The sequence below is a fragment of the Methanobrevibacter sp. genome (genome assembly GCF_045646045.1).
Taxonomy (GTDB): domain Archaea; phylum Methanobacteriota; class Methanobacteria; order Methanobacteriales; family Methanobacteriaceae; genus Methanocatella.
Genome location: NZ_JAZRJY010000100.1, coordinates 1 through 20,335, shown reverse-complemented (window position 1 = coordinate 20,335; position 20,335 = coordinate 1). Strand labels below are relative to the sequence as shown.

At 35.8% G+C, this 20,335-nt stretch carries 21 protein-coding genes and 1 pseudogene; 20 read left to right on the top strand and 2 right to left on the bottom strand.

Going from position 1 to position 20,335, the window contains the following annotated elements; all coding sequences use genetic code 11:
* From ACKI5C_RS06870 to ACKI5C_RS06780, 19 genes and pseudogenes are all read left to right on the top strand, one after another.
* Window positions 1-826, top strand: a pseudogene (locus ACKI5C_RS06870) (methyl-coenzyme M reductase subunit alpha); the annotation flags it as partial.
* Window positions 827-1,117: 291 nt separating this feature from the next.
* Window positions 1,118-2,011, top strand: coding sequence for a tetrahydromethanopterin S-methyltransferase subunit E (gene mtrE / locus ACKI5C_RS06865; RefSeq protein WP_407432429.1), 894 nt, complete (start codon window positions 1,118-1,120; stop codon window positions 2,009-2,011).
* Between the two features lie 13 nt (window positions 2,012-2,024).
* Entirely contained in the window at window positions 2,025-2,726 is a 702-nt protein-coding gene (mtrD, locus tag ACKI5C_RS06860; protein ID WP_407432428.1) for a tetrahydromethanopterin S-methyltransferase subunit D, read from the top strand.
* A gap of 1 nt (window position 2,727) precedes the next feature.
* Window positions 2,728-3,543 carry a tetrahydromethanopterin S-methyltransferase subunit MtrC gene (mtrC, locus tag ACKI5C_RS06855; protein WP_407432427.1) on the top strand — a complete coding sequence of 272 codons (816 nt, stop codon included), beginning with the start codon at window positions 2,728-2,730 and terminating at the stop codon, window positions 3,541-3,543.
* A 12-nt stretch (window positions 3,544-3,555) separates the two neighbouring features.
* Window positions 3,556-3,873 (top strand): tetrahydromethanopterin S-methyltransferase subunit MtrB, encoded by a 318-nt coding sequence (gene mtrB / locus ACKI5C_RS06850; protein WP_407432426.1) that lies wholly within the window; start codon window positions 3,556-3,558, stop codon window positions 3,871-3,873.
* Window positions 3,874-4,587 (top strand): tetrahydromethanopterin S-methyltransferase subunit A, encoded by a 714-nt coding sequence (mtrA, locus tag ACKI5C_RS06845; protein ID WP_407432425.1) that lies wholly within the window; start codon window positions 3,874-3,876, stop codon window positions 4,585-4,587.
* Between the two features lie 12 nt (window positions 4,588-4,599).
* The gene (locus ACKI5C_RS06840) at window positions 4,600-4,806 is read left to right on the top strand and encodes a tetrahydromethanopterin S-methyltransferase subunit F (RefSeq protein ID WP_407432424.1); all 207 of its coding nucleotides are present in this window, start codon (window positions 4,600-4,602) and stop codon (window positions 4,804-4,806) included.
* 10 nt (window positions 4,807-4,816) lie between these two features.
* Window positions 4,817-5,068: a tetrahydromethanopterin S-methyltransferase subunit MtrG gene (mtrG, locus tag ACKI5C_RS06835; RefSeq protein WP_407432423.1), complete on the top strand. Its 252-nt coding sequence runs from the start codon at window positions 4,817-4,819 to the stop codon at window positions 5,066-5,068.
* 12 nt (window positions 5,069-5,080) lie between these two features.
* Entirely contained in the window at window positions 5,081-6,013 is a 933-nt protein-coding gene (gene mtrH / locus ACKI5C_RS06830) for a tetrahydromethanopterin S-methyltransferase subunit H (protein ID WP_407432422.1), read from the top strand.
* Between the two features lie 142 nt (window positions 6,014-6,155).
* Window positions 6,156-7,625 carry a methanogenesis marker 14 protein gene (locus ACKI5C_RS06825; RefSeq protein WP_407432421.1) on the top strand — a complete coding sequence of 490 codons (1,470 nt, stop codon included), beginning with the start codon at window positions 6,156-6,158 and terminating at the stop codon, window positions 7,623-7,625.
* Between the two features lie 10 nt (window positions 7,626-7,635).
* Complete coding sequence (locus ACKI5C_RS06820) at window positions 7,636-8,238, top strand: NTP transferase domain-containing protein (RefSeq protein WP_407432420.1); 603 nt, start codon at window positions 7,636-7,638, stop codon at window positions 8,236-8,238.
* Between the two features lie 48 nt (window positions 8,239-8,286).
* Window positions 8,287-8,553 carry a PRC-barrel domain-containing protein gene (locus ACKI5C_RS06815; protein WP_295592379.1) on the top strand — a complete coding sequence of 89 codons (267 nt, stop codon included), beginning with the start codon at window positions 8,287-8,289 and terminating at the stop codon, window positions 8,551-8,553.
* Between the two features lie 102 nt (window positions 8,554-8,655).
* On the top strand, window positions 8,656-9,411 hold the full coding sequence (sufC, locus tag ACKI5C_RS06810; protein ID WP_407432419.1) for a Fe-S cluster assembly ATPase SufC: 756 nt from the start codon (window positions 8,656-8,658) through the stop codon (window positions 9,409-9,411).
* The gene (locus ACKI5C_RS06805; RefSeq protein ID WP_296808766.1) at window positions 9,380-10,630 is read left to right on the top strand and encodes a SufD family Fe-S cluster assembly protein; all 1,251 of its coding nucleotides are present in this window, start codon (window positions 9,380-9,382) and stop codon (window positions 10,628-10,630) included. Before sufC ends, ACKI5C_RS06805 begins: the two co-directional genes overlap by 32 nt.
* 297 nt (window positions 10,631-10,927) lie before the next feature.
* Window positions 10,928-11,353, top strand: a complete 426-nt coding sequence (locus ACKI5C_RS06800) for a hydrogenase iron-sulfur subunit (protein WP_296799174.1) — start codon at window positions 10,928-10,930, stop codon at window positions 11,351-11,353.
* A 16-nt stretch (window positions 11,354-11,369) separates the two neighbouring features.
* Window positions 11,370-12,296, top strand: coding sequence for a F420-nonreducing hydrogenase (locus ACKI5C_RS06795; protein WP_407432418.1), 927 nt, complete (start codon window positions 11,370-11,372; stop codon window positions 12,294-12,296).
* 1 nt (window position 12,297) lies between these two features.
* Window positions 12,298-13,725 carry a Ni/Fe hydrogenase subunit alpha gene (locus ACKI5C_RS06790; protein WP_407432417.1) on the top strand — a complete coding sequence of 476 codons (1,428 nt, stop codon included), beginning with the start codon at window positions 12,298-12,300 and terminating at the stop codon, window positions 13,723-13,725.
* A 21-nt stretch (window positions 13,726-13,746) separates the two neighbouring features.
* Window positions 13,747-14,985, top strand: a complete 1,239-nt coding sequence (locus ACKI5C_RS06785; protein ID WP_407432416.1) for a 4Fe-4S binding protein — start codon at window positions 13,747-13,749, stop codon at window positions 14,983-14,985.
* A gap of 216 nt (window positions 14,986-15,201) precedes the next feature.
* Complete coding sequence (locus ACKI5C_RS06780) at window positions 15,202-16,692, top strand: hypothetical protein (RefSeq protein WP_407432415.1); 1,491 nt, start codon at window positions 15,202-15,204, stop codon at window positions 16,690-16,692.
* Between the two features lie 54 nt (window positions 16,693-16,746).
* Here ACKI5C_RS06780 and ACKI5C_RS06775 read toward each other — a convergent pair whose 3' ends face one another.
* A complete protein-coding gene (locus ACKI5C_RS06775; protein WP_407432414.1) occupies window positions 16,747-17,988 on the bottom strand; it encodes a dihydroorotase in 1,242 nt (413 codons plus the stop codon).
* 40 nt (window positions 17,989-18,028) lie between these two features.
* Here ACKI5C_RS06775 and ACKI5C_RS06770 point away from each other — a divergent pair, with 40 nt between their 5' ends.
* Window positions 18,029-19,096, top strand: a complete 1,068-nt coding sequence (locus ACKI5C_RS06770; RefSeq protein WP_407432413.1) for a nucleotidyltransferase family protein — start codon at window positions 18,029-18,031, stop codon at window positions 19,094-19,096.
* Here the strand turns inward: ACKI5C_RS06770 and ACKI5C_RS06765 are convergent.
* Window positions 19,085-20,128: a hypothetical protein gene (locus tag ACKI5C_RS06765; protein WP_407432412.1), complete on the bottom strand. Its 1,044-nt coding sequence runs from the start codon at window positions 20,126-20,128 to the stop codon at window positions 19,085-19,087. The two genes, ACKI5C_RS06770 and ACKI5C_RS06765, sit on opposite strands and share 12 nt — an antisense overlap.
* Window positions 20,129-20,335 lie beyond the last annotated feature (207 nt).

The following is a 20,335-nucleotide window of genomic DNA, read 5'->3' as shown; positions in this document are numbered from 1 at the left end:
ACTTGGTGGAGTTCCATTCGGATTCATGGCAGATATCTGTCAAGGTTCCAGAGCTTACCCTGATGACCCTGTAAGATCAACCTTAGAAGTAGTAGCTTTAGGTGCTGCTTTTTACGACCAAATTTGGTTAGGTTCTTACATGTCTGGTGGTGTAGGATTCACTCAATATGCTACCGCAGCATACACCGATAACGTTTTAGACGACTTCACCTACTACGGTAAAGTTTACGTCGAAGACAAATACGGAGACTTATGCGCAGCACCTAACAACATGGACACCGTTCTTGATGTAGGTACTGAAGTAGCATTCTACGCATTAGAACAATATGAAGAATACCCAGCTTTACTCGAAACTCACTTCGGTGGATCTCAAAGAGCTTCCGTTGTTTCCGCAGCTGCAGGTGCTTCTACCGCATTTGCTACTGGTAATGCACAAACTGGTTTAAGCGCATGGTACTTAGCTATGTACTTACACAAAGAACAACATTCCAGATTAGGATTCTACGGTTTCGATTTACAAGATCAATGTGGTGCAGCTAACGTATTCTCCATCAGAAACGATGAAGGATTACCACTCGAAATGAGAGGACCAAACTATCCTAACTACGCAATGAACGTAGGTCACCAAGGTGAATACGCTGGTATTGCACAAGCACCTCACTCCGCTCGTGGAGACGCTTGGGCTTTCAACCCATTAGTAAAAATCGCATTTGCTGACAAAAACTTAGTCTTTGACTTCGGTAAAGTACGTGAAGAATTTGCTAAAGGTGCATTAAGAGAATTCGAACCTGCTGGTGAAAGAACTGCTATTACCCCAGCAAAATAGATAGATAAACACGGTGATAGGTGACTTATTCACCTATCCCACCACTTTATAAAATCAAGTTTACTTGAAAAAAATCAAAAGATTTATATAAACAGTAATTTAAAATAATATATAGAAATCAAGTTTGCTTGAAAATTATCAAAAGATTTATATTAACATTATTAACAAAAGTTATAGTAAGTAATAATTCTTGATAATTATTGCTTGATTTCGATTTTTGTATGGAACAAAAATCAAAAATTCATGTTTATTAAATGATCAATTTAATAAAAAATATGGAGGAAAAAAATTATGGACCCTGTAACATTAGGTGTTGTTGCATTAATGGGTGCAGTTGCTACTATCGGAGGGGCTGCAGAGGACTTAGAATCTGATATCGGTTCTCAAAGTAACCCTAACTCACAAGTTCAACTTGCTCCACAAATGGGACATTTACACCGTATGATAAACAAAGCGACTTCTGGTGAACCAGTCGCTTATGGTGTTTGGTGTGGTATAGCTGGTGCTGTTGCATATATATTAATTTCAATGTTTGGTTTGATTCCTGGATTCCCAGTAATCGCTATCGCAATCGGTGCTGCTGTTGCTGCATGTGTTCACTCTATTTATACAGTTACATCCCACATGGGTAGGATTGTTGGTCAATCTCAATTTGAACAACCATTATTCATGGATGTATTAACTCAATCTTTAGGACCTATCGCAGGTCACGGATTTATAACTAGTTTTTGTATTGTTGGAATTTCATACTTAATGACTATTCCATTAGGTCTTTCTGGCCCATTACACGTATTCCCATTACCTCTTTTAGCTATGCTCTGGGGTATTGCTTTAGGAGCTATCGGTTCTTCAACTGGGGATGTACACTACGGTGCAGAAAGTGAATATCAAAAATTTGAATTTGGTGGAGGTACTCCTGTAGCTATTCAAGGGGATATCGTTACTAAAGCTCCATTAGGTGCTAAAAACTCTATGGACGTTGTTAACTTCTGTGCTAAATTCGGTGGACCATTAACTGGTTTCTGTTTCGGTCTCGTTGTATTCTTTAGTTTTTGGAATACAGTAGTATTTGGAATAACTGGCGGTATTATTGTAGGTATTATAATCGTCATTTTATTAATTATCATGAATGACAGATTAGAAGTATTTGCAAGAAATAAATACGGACCATATGACGAAGAATAAGGAGGTTTCGATTATGGATCCAATTAGTTTAATTTTATTCATCGCAATAGGCGGTATTATGATTGGTGCTGGTGTGCACTTCATTCCTGTAGGAGGAGCTCCTGCAGCTATGGCAACTGCTACTGGTGTAGGTACCGGTACAGCTATGTTAGCTGCTGGTGCAGGTTTAACAGGTCTTATTACTGCTGCAGCTATGGCGGATCAGCCAGTGTATATAATTGGTATAAGTGGTGCATTGGGTGCTATGATAATGATGGGTATTACCATGCTCATAGCTAACTTAATTTACATCTTCGGTGTAGGTATTGTTCCTGCTGCATCTAAAGTATCTGTTGACTGGATTACCAAACGTAACCAAGAAGCTTATAAAACTCCTGGTACCGAAGGTCACGGTGTACCAACTACTTCATACATAAGTGGTCTTATTGGTGGACTTCTCGGTGGTCTCGGTGGAGGTTTAGTCTTCTACGGTATTAACACTGCTGTTAAAGAAAGTTCTTTTATTTCTGATCCTGCTGTAAGTATTGGTTTAGCTGCAATTTTAGGTGTTGGTGTCTTCTTTGTTAACTCTGTTATTGCTTCATATAACATTGGTGGTACTATTGAAGGTATGCACGACCCTAAATTCAAAAGAATTGGTACTGGAGCACTTGCATGTGCTATTGCATCTGTAGTGCTTGGAATTTTCTGTATTATTTTAACTGGAGGTATATAAAATGTCTGCTGGTGGAAGTGCTGACGGTGCAGCTGCAGGTGCAGTAAACTCAACTCACCTTTTAATTATGGGTATCGTTGGCGGATTACTTTGTATATATTTATCAGGCTTTTTAGGACATGTCGTAGGTCCAGTTGTCGCTGGTATTGGTGCAGTTCTTGCAATTATCTGGGGAGCAGATGCTATTCGTAGAGTAGCAAGTTACGGTTTAGGTACTGGTGTTCCATCTATCGGTTATATGTCATTATCCGTAGGTGTTATTGCATCTTTAGCAGGTATTAGTTTAGCTGCTGCCCTTAAAATGACCATCATTGGTCCTGTTGCTGCTTTAGTATTTGCAATTATAATTGGTGCTATCATTGCTATTGTCGCAACTAAAATTGTTGGTATGAAAATCCCTATTATGCTCCAATGTACTATCGAAATTGCTGGTGCTGCTGCTTTATCAATCTTAGGATTCTCTGTTGCTATTGCAGGTAGTTACGAAATGATGGCAATTTATGAAAGTGTTGTTGCTACTGGTTATATTGCTGTATTATTTATTATGTGTACTATGGCTATCCAACACCCATTCAATGCTTGTTTAGGACCTAACGAAGACCAAGTAAGAACTTTAAAATGTGCTGCTTCAACCGCATTCTTATCTATGACTATTGTAGGTATTTTATCTTCAATTACTGGCGGACTCGGATGGGTTTTCGTCTTAGTTGTTGGTTTAATCGGTTGGATTATTTCATTCAGAGCTTTCGTTCAAGCTTCATGTAATGATGCAGCATCAACAAGATGGGCTGGTTTATGGCCTAATGTAGAGGAATAGGAGGAATTATATATGGCTCAAATGTTACCTATGGTACAAATTGTACCTGAAATGAATTTCGCATATGACCCTGTAACGGGTATTCTCGGATCATCTTTAGGTTCAGGAGTTGTTCTCCTATCTATGGATGAAGTTGATGAAGCTGTAGATAAAGTAAGCGCAGCTGCAGATGAATTAATGGCATCATTAGATCCTTACACCAGTCCTGCTGGATCTTATCCTGGAAGGGAAGGTTCCTATGTATTTGCGGGTATGTTAACAAACATGGTTTACGGATTCTTGATTGCTATATTTGTGATATTTGCTGCACTCTCAATTGGGGGTATTTAGATGGCTGACAAAAAAGCTCCTGCAGACGGCTGGCCGGTTATCAGTGGGGATTACATTGTAGGTGATCCTGAAAGTCCTGTTGCAGTAACTACTTTAGCTTCTCACATTGAAGCTGACTTATCTGGAGCAGCTATTGCAGGCCCATGTAAAACAGAAAACTTAGGTATAGAAAAAGTTGTTGCTAATATTATATCTAACCCAAACATCCGTTTCTTAATTTTAGCTGGTGCTGAAGTACAAGGCCATATTACTGGTCAAAGTTTCAAAGCATTACACGAAAACGGTGCTGACCCTGATAAAAAGAAAATTATTGGTGCAACTGGTGCTATTCCTTTTGTAGAAAATGTTCCATTGGATGGTATTGAAAGATTCCAACAACAATTAGAAATTGTTGATTTAATCGATACTGAAGATATCGGAACTATCCAATCAAAAATTAACGAATGTGTAGAAAAAGATCCTGGTGCTTTCGAAGAAGAAGCTATGATCATTTCCGTAGATGATGATGACGGTGACGAAGACGAAGGAGAAGCAATGAAAGTTGTTTCTGCTGAAACTGCTCTTATTGAAGCAAGAATCAGAAATATTAATACCAAAATTGATATGGTCGGAGCTGTTCAAAGAAATATGGCTGGTAATTATGCCGGTAAAGTCCAAGGTATAATGATAGGTTTAATCTTCACTTTAGTTATAGGATTTTTATTCTTGATATAAGGAGGAATAATTATGGTGCAAATTTCTAATAAACCAAATACAAGCGGACTTAAAAACGCTTCTGAACAAACTGAATACAGTTCAAAACTTCTTGCAAGAGAAGGTAAACTTTTTGCAGGATTACTTGCAACAAGAGTTAAAGGAATTGCTTTAGGAATGTGTATAGCACTCCTCTTAGTTATTATTATTCCATTCCTTGCAAGAGCATGTGGATTATAGAGGTGTTAAAATGAGTGATGGAGATTCAATACCTCAAGTTATGGTAACTGCAGATGATTTCAATGCTTTATCTGCTAAATTAGATGAAGCTGAAGAAAAAGTTGATTTCACTGTAGGGGAATATTACCAACGTTTAGGACAACAATCCGGAAGAGATGTTGGTATATTGTATGGTATTATACTTGGATTATTTATATTGATAGTATCTATAAAATTTGGTGCAATTGCATTGATTCAAACATTGTTAGCTAGTATTTTATAGGAGGATTATTTTATGTTAAGATTTGATAAAGAACAACTCGTCATTGATATTGCTGGAGTAAAAATGGGAGGACAACCTGGTGAATATCCTACCGTTTTAGCAGGAACTATCTTTTACGGCGGACACAACATTATTAGTGATGAAAAAGAAGGTATTTTTGATAAAGATGCTGCTGAAGAAAGAATTAAAACTATGGAAGAAATGTCTGATGTAACCGGAAACCCATGTGTTGTACAAACTTTCGGTGCTACCCCAGAAGCTATGGTTAAATACTTAGAATTTGTAGGAGATATCTGTGACAAACCTTTCCTTATAGATTCAACTGCTGCATCTGCAAAAATTGCAGGTGTAGAATATGTACAAGAAGTTGGATTATGTGAAAGAGCAGTATATAACTCTATAAGTATGGCTGCAGAAGCTGGTGAAATTGAAGCAGTTAAAAACTCAGACATTGACGCATCAATTCTCTTAGGTTTCAACCCAATGAAAGCTGGTGTAGAAGGTAAAGTCGAAATCTGGGAAACTGGTGGAGATGTAATCGACAAAGGTATTCTCGAAATGGCTGATGAATGTGGTATTACCAAACCATGGATGGACGTAGCAGTTACTCCATTAGGTCAAGGTGCTGGTCCTGCAGTAAGAACTTCTTACGCAGTAAAAGCTAAATGGGGATACCCAGTAGGACCTGGTATCCACAACGTTCCATCTGCATGGGACTGGTTAAGAGGATACAAAAAAGAACATAAAGAAGCATGGCCTGTTTGTGATATCGGTTCTAACATCGTACAACAAATGGCTGGTGGAGACTTCGTACTTTTCGGACCTATCGAAAACGCAAGATTAGCATTCCCTGCTTGTGGTATGGCAGATATTATGATTGCTGAAGCTGCAAAAGATATCGGTACCGAACCTGTAGAAGACCACCCAATTAACAACTTATTATAGATATAGGGTCCCGATTAGGTGATTTCATATCATCTAATCTTTTTTTTATTTTTTCAACTACTTTTTTTAAAAAACTTTTAATAAAATTTATATTATCTTAAAAATAGATTATTATTTAACTTTAATTTGGAGAGGTTAAATTATGTCTTTTTTAAGTAAAATTTTTAGTAAAGGTCCAAAGCCTATTATTGCTCATTCTAAAGAAGGCAATCTTGATGTTTTAAGGGCTCAAAGGGCCGGTCCGGCTAGTCCTGGTGCTGTTCAAAAGCCAGATGTGTTTTATGTAACTGCTTCTGTTGAATTAGGTAACACTACTACCAAATGTATTGTAATGGCTACTAATTTAAATACCAGCGAGTCTTATTTATTAAACAAAACTGTTAAAATGACTCGTGATATCAGACCACCTAAGGCTAATGAGGAAGTTTTCGGTAAAACAGTTTGGGGTATTGAACTTTCTAAAGAAGCTGTAACAGAACTTATTAGTGATACTGTTTTGGAAGCACTCAGAAAATGTAATGTCGATAAGGATGAGGATTTGGATTTTGTTGTCAGATCCACCGGTGTAACTGCAGGATTCGCTACTGCTGAAGAAGCCGGTCAGTTAATTATTGCTCTTGCAGACGGTTGTCTTGAAGCAGATATTCCACCGCGTAAAATGTCTCCTGCAATGGGTATTTCCCAGCTTCCTGAAAGATTGCAAAAGCATTCTCTTATAGAAAATATTCATTTTGATGGTGCTGTTGTTAGTGTAGTTCCTCCTGAAGGTAAGGAAACTGTTGCAAATGAAATGGAAGGGGAACTTGTAACTGCAGGTATTAAGTTAGGTGCTAAATGGACTGAAGTGGATTATAGAAACCCTTGTGTTTCCCTGGATTTCGGTTCTACTTTGGCAGGCCGTATCGTTAATGACAATGAACCTTATGCAAATACTGTAGGTAACTTTTTAGGTTTGGCAGGTGTTGTAAGTGATGCAATAGCTCGTGGATCCGGTCAAATTGATAAGAAAAATGGTGCTGCAATTGATTTATATGATGAAAAGGCTGCTAAGAAAGCTGACAAGAAAAAAGCTGAAGCCAATGCATTGGAAGCACATAAGTTAATCAATATTCAAAAAGTTCCTATTGATGTTGAAAGATTCGGTACTGTTCCGGTCAATCCTGAAGCTGCTGAAAAAGCAGGCACTACATTAATTGGTTGTGATGTAGGTTTTAACGGTGACAAACTGGATGATTTGGTGGAATTGGGTGCACAGTTCTATGCTGATGACGGTTTAGGCACTATGCTTTCCACTCTTGATTATGTAAGTACCAATATTGTTATCCGTGTTTTGGATGTTGCATTTAAAGAAAATGTTATTATTCCAGGTTCTGCATTAGGTATTACCGGTAGGGCAGGTATTACAGGACGTAAACCTGAACTCATATTGGAAGCGGTTCAGGACAAATTTGATAAGGTTGTTTTTGTTGAAGATGGTCTTGCTTTAGGTTCTGCTATTATGGCACGTTGTATGAATTCAATGGGTACTCCGAAAGTTCCTATTGGAGGTAAACAGGGCGGTAGATGTATATTGAAAGATCGTATGAAAATGGCTGGCGGTAAATTCGCTTAGTGGTTTTGGCATGATTTATGGAATTGTTATGGCAGGAGGTAGAGGAACACGACTTAAAACTCCTGTCGAAAAACCTCTTTTCAAATTACAGAATAAACCTTTAATTAATTATGTGCTTGATAATTTAAATTCGTCTAAATTGGTCGAAAAAATAATTATAGCAACCAGCCCCAACACTCCAAAAACTGTGGAATACATTAAAAATTTCAATCATGAAATTTTAGACACACCGGGTGTTGATTATATTCATGATTTGTCTTTTATTTTAGATTATTTTGAAGCTAACTCTCCCGATGATATTTTACTTTTTATTAATGCAGATTTGCCTTTTATTAAAGGGGACTGCATTGATTATATTTTGAATTCTTATTTTGGATGTAAAAAAGAGGCATTGTCTACATTAATTCCGGTCAGTATTTTTAATGATTTGAATTTAAAGTATGAATATGAATACGGGGGCCTTGTTCCTGTAGGCGTTAATATTTTAAAAAGCATAAATAAAATTCAGGATGAGTATCAGTTGGTTCTAAATAAAGAAGAATTGGCTTTTAATATTAATACATTACAAGATGCCGATGTTGCCAATAAATATACTTTTAAATATAATGAATAATAATACATATAATATAGTATAAATTTAATATTGTTATCAGGTGATTTCATGGAAAATAAACAAATTCCTAAAAGAGAAGAAAAATTATGGAGTGAAATTAGAAACTACCAAGTAGCAACTAATAATGCTCGTATTCTTGGTGTTTTAGATGAACTTATTGTCAACGAAAAAACTGGTAAAATCGTTGATATTGCAATTCGTGTAGAAGCTGACCGTAATATTCACGTAAAAGGCGCTAAAAGAAATGGTGACTTGTTGTTAGTTCCTTTTGCTAAAGTTGAAAAAGTCGGTGAATTTATTATCGTAACTGAATAATTTCAGTTATTTTCTCTTTTTTTTATAGATTAAAAATAAAACATTGTTATTATATACTAGTTTAATTAAATTTTAATTAATAATGCATAAATGGGTGATATAATGTTACTTGAAATTGAAAATTTGGCTGTTGAAGTCGGGGGAAAAAGGGTTTTAAAAGATATTAACCTTTCCATCGATGAAGGAGAAACCCACGTTCTTTTAGGGCCAAATGGTGCTGGTAAAAGTACTTTATTTTTAACTATATTAGGTTTTCCCCAATATAGTGTTGTAAATGGTACTATTAAATTCAAAGGCCAGGATATTACTAATTTAACTACTGCAGAAAGAGTTAAATTAGGTATTGGTGTAAGTTTCCAAACACCTCCTTCAATAAGAGGTGTTTCCGTAAGAGATTTGCTTAAAATAGAATCTCATCAGGATATGGATGAGGAATTAAATCCAAGGATGAAAGAACTTGCAAATCAGCTTAAATTCAGCGATGAATTTTTAGACAGGGATGTTAACTTTGGATTTTCAGGAGGGGAAGTTAAAAGATCTGAAATATTGCAGCTTTTAGCTCAAATGCCTGATTTTACTATGTTTGATGAACCTGATTCTGGTGTGGATATTGAAAATGTAGAATTAATTGCTTCTGAAATAGGTACATTGCTTGATAAAGATAAACCGCAGGGTAACAGGGTAAGAAGCGGACTTTTAATTACTCACTTGGGTTACATCTTGAACTTTGTCAGTGCGGATAAGGCCCATGTGTTAATGAATGGTAAAATCTCCTGTTCAGGTAATCCTACTGAAATTCTTGAAGATATTAGAAAAAACGGTTTTAATGGATGTGTTGAGTGTGCGCAATGTTTATAGTGATGCTGAAAAAGCGAAAGATAAAAAGGCTCCAATTGGTGCAGATGTTACAATAGAAAACTTTACTGATGAAGCAGTTAATGCCATTGATTTATTGGATGATTTGGATGATGTTGATAAAAAGACCAAAAATACATTGCTGAAAGTTGGTGTCGATACAGAAGAGAATAATCGTTCAGGTTCATTTTTACAAATTGATCAAAGTAATGTATTTACAAATAACTCAATATCCGATTCCATTGAAGTTATGGGTATGGAAGTTGCACTTGATAAATATAAATGGCTTGAAGATTATCTGTGGAAAGTTGTAAAACCTGATGCTGATAAATACACTGCAAAAACTGCTTTAAGGGAACAGGAAACAGGTGTTACCAGCGGATATTTTGTACGTTCACTTCCGGGAACTAAAGAGGTAATGCCTGTTCAGGCATGTATGTTCATTGGTGATGAGGCAGTTATGCAGACCGCTCACAATGTAATTATAGCTGAGGAAAACTCAGAACTTCATTTAATTACTGGCTGTGCCACTGGTGATGATATTGCTTCAGCAATGCACGTCGGTGTGTCTGAAATGTATTTGAAGCCAGGTTCCAAAATTACTTTTACCATGGTCCACAACTGGGCCGAACAGGTTGAAGTAAGGCCAAGAACCGGTGTTAAATTAATGGACGATTCAACTTATATTAACAATTACATTTTAACCAGTCCGGTTTCAACAATTCAATCTTATCCTACTGCTTATTGTGATGGTAAAAACTCAAGAGCTATTTTCCAGTCCATCCAGGGTGGTAAAAAAGATTCTATCATTGATGTCGGATCACGTGTTTTATTAAACGCTCCTAATGCAAGGGGAGAAGTTATTTCAAGAGCAGTGTCTCAGGATGAATCCAAAATTTATTCTAGAGGACATTTGTCCGGTACTGTTCCGGGTGTTAAAGGACACCTTGAATGTCACGGTCTCGTATTGTCTGATGACAGTATGATTTATGCTGTTCCTGAATTAGAAGCCAGTTCCGCAAATCTTGAAATGTCTCACGAGGCGGCTGTTGGTAAAATCTCTGAAGAAGAGATTAACTACTTGACTTCAAGAGGAATTAATGAAGAGGATGCTGAATCCATGATTGTCAGAGGATTTTTAAACATGGATATCACAGGTCTTCCTGACGAATTGGCTGAACAAACTCAAATGATGATTGATATGAGCGTAGATGGAATGTAACTCCATTTTCCTCTCTTTTTTTAAAACTTGTTTTATAGTATATAAACCTTTTGGCTTTTTTTTCTAAGTAACCTTTATATTAATTATTTATAAAATATATTAATCAGTACGTTAATGTTATGCTGAGCTAGCTCATTAAAGTACATAAATTGTGAAATTAAGGCATACCTAAACTTTATGTCTTAAAAAGCGATTTTAAAATTTTTTAAAAAATTCTAAAATTGGCGTTTGAAAGGAGAAATCTTTTCAAAAACGGAAAAAATAAATAAAAAAATTTGATAGAGGAGGAAAAACTCTATGGCTGATGATGTAAAAATTGTAATGTTTTGTTGCAACTGGTGTTCCTATGGAGGAGCAGACACAGCTGGTACTGCACGTATGCAATACCCACCGAATATTAGAGTTATTCGTGTAATGTGTTCTGGAAGAATTGACCCACAATTTATTTTAAAAGCATTCAAAGAAGGTGCTGATGGGGTATTCGTAGCAGGATGTCACATGGGTGACTGCCACTACGATGCTGGTAACTATAAATTAGATCGTAGAATGAGATTAATTTATAAATTGGTTGAAGATATGGGAATTGGAAAAGAAAGAGTTCACCACGACTGGATTTCCGCATCCGAAGGTGAAAAATTCTCTACTGCTGTTAACATGATGGTTAACAGAATTAAAGATTTAGGTCCAGCTCCATTGAAAGATCAATTAAACGCAGAAGGATAAATTGGAGGAGTTAAAAATGGCAGATAAAGTTAAAATAGGAACTATGTGGTTCGGAGGTTGTTCCGGTTGCCACTTATCAATTGCGGATTTCCACGAATCTTTAATCGATGTTATGGAATTAGCAGAATTTGAATTCTCTCCTGTACTTATGGATACCAAATACGATGAAGTACCTGATTTAGATATCCTCATCGCTGAAGGTGGAATAAGAAACGACGAAAACAGAGAATTAGCTGAAATGTTAAATGAAAAAGCTAGTATGGTTATTGCTTACGGAACTTGTGCTTGTTACGGTGGTATTCCAGGTCTCGGAAACTTATGGACCGTTGAAGAATTAGAAGAAGAAGCATACATTAACTCCGTATCTACTGTTAACCCTGAAGGTATCATCCCTAATGAAGATGTACCTCACTTAGAAAGCAGAGTAAGACCATTAAGTGCAGTTATGGATGTAGACTTAATCATTCCAGGTTGTCCTCCACGTTCTGACGTAGTAGCTGAAGCAGTTCTTGCTTTATTAAATGGTGAAACTATCGAATTACCTGCTACTAACTTATGTGAAGTATGTCCTAGAGAAAAACCACCTGCTGGTTTAGCTATGGACTTCATTAAAAGACAATTTGAAGTTGGTAAACCTGAACCTGATTTATGTTTAATTTCCCAAGGTTTAGTATGTATGGGTCCTGCAACCGTATCATTATGTGGTGCAGAATGTCCTTCCATTGCTATCCAATGTAGAGGATGTTACGGTCCTACCTCAAAAGTATTAGACCAAGGTGCTAAAATGATCAGTGCAATTGCATCTGACTACGGTGTAAATGAAGATAAAACAGTTGACCCTGAAACTGTTGCTGACCAATTGGATGATATTGTAGGTACTTTCTACTCTTACACATTACCTGCAGCATTAGTACCAATGAAAATGCAAAAAGGAGGAGAATAAAATGGTTAAACTTACTATGGAACCTGTAACTCGTATTGAAGGACACGCAAAAATTACAGTCCATCTTGATGATGCAGGAAATGTTGAAGAAACAAGATTACATGTTATGGAATTCAGAGGTTTCGAAAAATTCTTAACAGGTCGTCCTGTAGAAGAATTACCAAGACTCGTACCTCGTATTTGTGGTATTTGTGATGTACAACACCACTTAGCAGCTGCAAAAGCAGTTGACCAAATTTTCGGTTTCGATGATTACGAAATCTTACCTACTGCATACAGAATGAGAGAAATTATGAACTGGGGATCATACATGCACTCCCACGCACTTCACTTCTACTTCTTAGCAGCACCAGATTTAATCATTCCTAACGGAACCAGAAAAACCAGAAACGTTTTCCAAGTTATTAAAGATATGCCTGAAATCGCACTTCAAGCTATTAACATAAGAAGAAACGGTTTAGAAATGGTAAGAAAAATCGGTGGTCGTCCTATTCACCCAACTTCATCCACTCCTGGTGGTATCTCAACTGAATTAGATGACGAAACCCAAAAAGATTTACTTGCTAGAGCTAAAGAAAACGTTGAATTAGCACAAGCTACTTTAGACTTAGCTATTCCTGTATTTGAAGAAAACATTGATTTAATTTCAAGTTTAGGTAACTTCGGTGACACTAGACACTGTGGTACTGTAAAACCTGATGGAACTTGGGATGTATATAATGGTAACATTAGATTCAAAGACAAAGACGGAAGCGACATGTTTGAATACAGAAACGAAGAATATACTGACTATGTTGCAGAACACGTAAAACCTTACTCCTGGTTAAAATTCCCTTACATTAAAGATATGGGATACCCAGAAGGTATTTACAGAGTTGCACCATTATCCAGGATTAACGTCTGTGATCAAATGCCTAAAGAAGCACCTCTCGCACAAGAAGCTCTTAATGCTTTCCGTGATGCTTTCGGATATGCTCAAGCACCATTATTATTCAACTATGCAAGACTCATTGAGTTATTAGCATCTGCTGAATGTGCTGCTGCAGCATTAGAAGAAGATTTATCTGGTAAAAAATTCCCTGATGAATTAGAAAGAACTGAAGGTAAAGGTGTAGGTATTGTTGAAGCTCCTCGTGGTACTTTAATCCACCACTACGAATCTGATGATAATGGATTATGTAATTACGCTAACATTGTTGTAGCTACAATCCAAAACAACCCAGCTATGGAAATGGGTATCCACCAAGTTGCTAAAGACTACATCAAACCTGGTATGGAAGTAGATGACAGTATCTTCAACTTAATGGAAATGGTTATCAGAGCTTACGACCCATGTTTATCATGTGCTACCCACACAATGGATAGTCAAATGAGATTAGCTGAAGTAAATATTGTAGACAGTGAAGGAAACCTCATTAAAAGATTCTAAGACTTAAGGGGGTTTTAGTAAATGATTATAATTAACGATGATGGCTGTATTAAATGTGGTGCATGTGAAGGTACATGTCCTACATCAGCTATTGAATTAACACCTACTACTATAATTCACTGTGACCTTTGTGGCGGAGAACCAAAATGTGCAGATGTCTGTCCTAATGGTGCATTAAAAGTAGAAGATTACGAAATTGCTGAAGGTGTAGAACAAGCAAGATTAGTATTCAACTCTGTAATGTGTGATTCCTGCGGTAAATGTGCAGAAGTCTGTCCACAAGAAACTATTGTTGTCACAGAAGAAAAATTAAAAGAAGTACAAGGTTTCTGTGTAATGTGTCAAAAATGTGTTGACATTTGCCCAGTAGATGTAATTGGTATTCCAGGCGTTGTTGAACCTAAAGAATACGATTTAGACTTATCTGGTAAAGGACCTGTATACATCGCAGATTGTGTAGGATGCGGATCTTGTGTAGAACCATGTCCTGTAGGTGCAATCACTCTTGATGCTTACGGATCTCCAATTACCGTAGATGACGACAAATGTATTAGATGCGGATTATGTTCACAAACCTGTCCTTGGAACAAAATTTTCATCTCTGAGAAAAAACCTGTCAAACGTGAAAAAGAAATTAAATCATTCACTTTCGCTGCTTCCAAATGTATTGGATGTAACACTTGTATCGAAGCTTGTCCTGGTGACTTCATCAAACCAAACTGTGCTGATTTAACCGTTCAAATTCCAGAAGCATGTGCTGCATGTAGTTTATGTGTAAACCTCTGTCCTGTTGACGCATTAGAAATTGATGTGGAATGGGGTGAAGGTGCACCTGTAGACGCTGAAGGAATTGGCCGTGACGCAGAAAAATGTGAATTCATTGGTGCATGTGCTAACAAATGTCCAACTGAAGCGATTCGTGTTGTAACAAAAACAGGTATGTGTTGCCCTTCATTAGAAGAAACTGGCGGAGACCCATCTTTTGCAAGTTGTATTAGATGTGGAGCTTGTGCTTCAGTTTGTTCAAACAATGCATTAAACATTGGATCTATTGAAATAACCATCGATGGTGAAGCTGTCATGAGAGACAGAATCGAATTTAACCCATCCAAATGTGATGCATGTGGTGACTGTATCAGTGCTTGTCCTTATGATATGCTCCACGAAACAGAAAATCCTAAATTACCAATTGCAGGATTCTGTACATTATGTGGTCAATGTATTGAAGCATGTCCTGAAGACGCACTCTGTTACAAATAGGTGTCTTTAACACCTATTACTTTTTCTTTTTTTATACAATTATTTCTATACTAAGTTTTCAAAAAGTCTTTTTTTTTTTATTTTGTTGTTTTTCTTCTAAATTTGATTTATTCCAATCCATATCTTCCAGACTTACTTTTGATATGAAATACCCTTTAATACATATTCAGAACTATTTTAGAAAGGTTTATATATTTTAAATCAAAAAATATTTTCATGCAGTCAAAGAAGGAGATTTTGGGAAAAACATTTTTTACATTAAGTATCATATTTCTAATTTATCTTCTTATAACTCCATTAAACCATCTTATTTGTCAAATTGATGAATATTTTACTCTGACAATTACAAATCTTCCAGTTCAAGATATTATAACTGTTACCGCTGGAGATGTGCATCCGCCACTGTATTATTTAATGGCAAAAGTTGTAGTTGAAATATCAAAAATATTTGATCTGAATGTTTTATTCAATTTAAAACTGCTTAATATAGTTGCATTTGTATTGATACTCATTATTTCAATAACAAAAATAAGAAAAGATTATGGATGGTTTACAGCAGGACTTTTTGCATTTTCAATTTCAATAATGAGTGGTTTTTCAAGGTACTATCTGATTGCAAGAATGTACATCTGGGCAGCTCTATTTATCATCATTGTATTTTTAGCCTTTAAAAACATTATATATAATAAATATGATAAAAAATCATGGATTATATTTACCTTATTTTCCGTTCTGGCAGCATATATAAATTACTTTGCTGCAATAACTGCAATCTGCATTTATTTAATACTGTTGACATACCTGATTAAAAACAGAAAATCTGAAATTAAAAATTGGATTGTATCTGTTATAGTGGGAATTGTTCTATACCTCCCATGGGCTTTTGTAGTGATAAGTCAAATAATCAAAGTTAAAAATGACTATTGGCAACCCCCACTAAGATTAGAGGAATTTATCCATTTTTTTGGATATTATGCATACAACACAAACCTGATACTCTGCACGGTTTCCATCCTGTTTTTAGTGATACTCGCAATAATTTTTCTTAAAGCTTCAGATAACTTTTCCAAAAAAGATCAAATCATTATTTTAGGTGGATTTGGAACATATATTGGATTCATTCTCATAGGCATTTTAGTTTGTGAAATATACAGACCAATTTTAGAAGCAAAACACATTATTCCTGCGGCAGCCGTACTGTGGCTTGTACTATCAATCATGTTGGGTAAAATCAAAAACAAAAAGTTATTTTTAATCAATCTAACTGTAATATCTCTGCTTTTACTTTCAGGGATTGCAAATACAGTTATGACATATGACCATGATTATCATGAAGGTCAACTTGAAAAGGATTATTTTACAAACATAGCTAGAGACAATAATTCTATTCTCATAATAGCCACACCTAATGACATAATGTTTTATTTGTGTTGTTCTACAGACATTGACACATATTGTATAAATGTATCGGATGTATTTAGCCTGAGTTCAGATGAACTTCACAGGCACTATAATTATAAAGACATTAATGGAACGCAAATCAATGAGCTGGTTTTAAATAACAGTGATAAAAATATCTACTATATGTATTTTGGAAAATCTCCCGTAAATTTACCTGAGGAACAGATAATTACAGATTATGTCATGCATTATTCAAAAATCAATACGACAAACATGACAACTAACCAAAAGGAATTGCATAAGTGACAAAGCAAAATCTGTTTTATATGTGATTAAAAGTTATTTGTGTATTTGAAGGTATTATAAATCACTAATAACTACTTTTCCTCCTACTATTGTCATTACTGGTGCACCTTTATATTCCCATCCTTCAAATGGTGAGTATTCTGCTTTTGTTTCAAATGTGGTTATATCAAATTTTCCTTCACGGTTCAAATCAATAACTGTAAAGTCAGCATCCTTTCCGATAGCTATTTCACCTTTTGTGTTTAATTCAAATACTTTTGCGGCATTTTCGGAAAATATTTTTGGGATTAATTCAAAATCAAGGTTGCCTTTGTTAACTTCTGTTAGAAGCAAGCTCACTACTGTTTCAAGATTCGGGATTCCTGGTGATGAGCTAAACACTCCTTTCTGTTTTTCTTCCAGTGTATGTGGGGCATGATCGGTTCCTATAATTGAATTTTCATCAATATCTGATATGCTGATTTTTTTACTTTCAGGTCTTAGGGGAGGGTTGGTTTTGATCATGGTTCCGAATTTATTGTATGCACTGTTGTCCAGCAGCAAATGGTGAGGTGTAAACTCATAGCTTATATTGTTTTTACGTGCCATATTCAGTGCACTTTTTGTTGACAAGTGGCAAATGTGTAAGCGTAAATTGTTTTTCCTTGCAAGTTCAATGGTTTGTGCAACTGATTCATCTTCTGATGCACATGGTCTTGCATAAGAATAGTCAATTGGGTCATTTGAGTCTTCAAGCCTTTCACTTTCCCGTTGCACAATACTTCTTTTTTCACAGTGCGTAGCTACAAGGCCGTTATATGATGTAGTACGTTTTAATTCACCTAAATTATGGAAAATCTCTTCCAGACTTTCATCAGCTTCCAGATCCATAAATACTTTAAATGATATTGGATTAAGCTCCATCATCTTTTTCATTTCATCAAGTGTGTTGTGTCCTGCCTGAAGATAAAAATTAACGACACTTTTTTTGGATGCAATATCCATTTTTTCCTTAAGCGCATCATAGGTATTTGTTTTAGGCAGTGTATTGGGCATATCAATAACTGTTGTAAAACCCCCGTAGGCTGCAGATAAGCTTCCGCTTTTAAAATCTTCTTTTTGTGTTAATCCGGGATCTCTGAAGTGAACATGGGGGTCAATAAAACCCGGAAGTAAATAATTTGATTTAATGTCAACTGTTTTATCTGCCTTCAAATCCTTTTTAGTAATCTCCTCAATTTTGCCGTCACTTACACCAATATTATACTCACCATTTTTTCCAACTAATCTGGAGTTTTTAATAACTAAATCTAACATAAGTAATTATTTAAATATTTTAACTTTTATATTTTTAATCATGAGTCTTTTAAGTGAAATTCTAGAAAGAGACATGAATTTATTTTATGAGTATTTGGATACTGATATTAAAAAAAAGAATCCCTCAGCTGATGTTAATTTGGTGGCTGATTTTACTGAGTACAATCCTTTGCACAATGGCCATTATCATTGCATGAAAGTTGCAAAGTCTGAAGTTCCCGACTCACTTTTTGTAGCTATTGTACCTGGTCTGTTTGAGAGAAGCGGCCGCGGCATTCCATACATATTGCCTCGTGAAAAAAGAGCAGAAATTGCCGTTTCACTTGGTGCGGATGTGGTTGTTGAAGGTCCTCCGATGGGATTGATGGGATCAGGCCAGTATTCATTATGTCTGTGCAAAATGTTTCAGGCCCTTAATGCAGATTATATTCCGAGGGGCTATAATCCGGTGGAAGGTTTTGACGAGATATTGAACCGTATCAATCAGGGACATCACATTGCACCGAAACCATATAAAATCGTTGACAAGACTACCGGTGAAGTTTTACTTAAGGACAAATTGAAAGAGGATAATTATGTAATCACATCCTTTGCCAATTCCTTATCAAAAATAGGCTTCGATTATACAGATAAATTTATTTTTGTAAAACGTATTGAAGGTGTAAGCGGAACACGTATAAGACAGGCCGTGATGAGCGGGGAGTTTTCCACAGTTGAGGATATGATGCCTCAAAAAACAATAGATGTCCTGACCCGTGATAAGGACTCAATTATTTTTGGTCAGCGTTTGGAAGAAAAAATTGTTGATAATGCAAATGATTTGGATTTGGCCGGATTAAACCTGCTTAACGATAAGCTGGCTTTTGAAATTATTTCCAAAAGGCCATTTGATGATTTGGAAGATGTAATTTCAGCAATTCCTCAGGGTTTTTCAACCCACTTTAAACAGAGAATTTTATCCATACTTGAAAATCCGATTCCAAAAAAAGACATGTCAGAATTCATTGAAAAATATCCGTCACAAATAAATGTGTTAAAATATAAAAATGATGAGGTTTTGGAGGTATTCAAAGAGAAAGTAATGACTGAGAATATCTCAGCCCATTAATGCTTGTATAAATTTACCCGGATTTGCAACACCTAAAATAGCATCAATAAATGTTGGGTAAGTAGCATTTAATTTGAAAATGTACAATATGTAGAATACTACAACAATTATTGCAATAATTAAAATAATTGTAAGAATAATGTCTACTGCAGTATAAGGCTCTTTTTCTTCCTCATATTGGAAATTATGGATTGAATCTGACTTTTTACCTTTTTTTCCATCATGTTCTCTTCTAGCTAATTCTTCACGAATTCTTCTGTCCAAATCATCCTCAGCAGCAGCGCTTCTTGGGTTACGGGTTTCTCTAGGTTTATATTCACGTTTGGTGAGAGAACCGTATTGCTCTTCATCACGTGCTAACTGTTCGTTTAAAGGAACTTCCTCTTCATCAAAGTATAAGTCATCCAAATATTTTTCATATTTGTCTTCAACAGCTTGTCTGGCAGTGGTTTCACCAGGTTCGTAGGAATGATCAGGATAAATATAATCATCTGCCGGAGGAGCCTGTGGTTTTCTTGAAGTGTAGTCATACTCATTTCTGGCCTGATCGACTGGTTCACGTACAACTTCTTTCAGGATAGATTCTTCCTGAACATATTCCTGCCTTACATCCTCAACAGGTTGCTGTGGAACTTGAATATCTTCAATGGCATCATGCAGGGAACCTTGTGGCTGGTAGTTTTTATCATAATTTGATTCAAGGCCGGATTCATATTTAATATTGTCTTTAATATTGTAAGGTGAATCCTCGGCAATTTTCTGATTGGAAAATTGAACTTCTTCAGGTTGTCTGTTTAATGTAGCTCTTTCGATTTGTTCTTGTGGAGCTTCCTGTCTTTCAAGTCTGACAGGTTCCTGTTTTGGAGGTTCTTTTTGAGCACTGTTATCTAAACTAAGACCTACAATTTTTTCTAAACAATCTTTACAATAAATTTTACCCGCTATTTCTAATCCGCATTCTTTACAAATGGATTTACCACAAATAGCACATACATCAGTACTTTCTCTATTTGGATGATAATAACATTCCATAATTTCACTCTCTCAATGAATTAATATGTAGTAATATTTGTTCATTTAACTTATATAATATTTGTCTTTAAGTGAAAAATTTTTATTTTTTTATGGTGGTGATTTTTTCTGATAAAATTTCACACGCTATAAGATCATCAATTGTAGCCAGTGTTGTGCTTAACGAATCGTTGTCTGTTTCGTAAGTGATGATGTTTCCTTCGATTT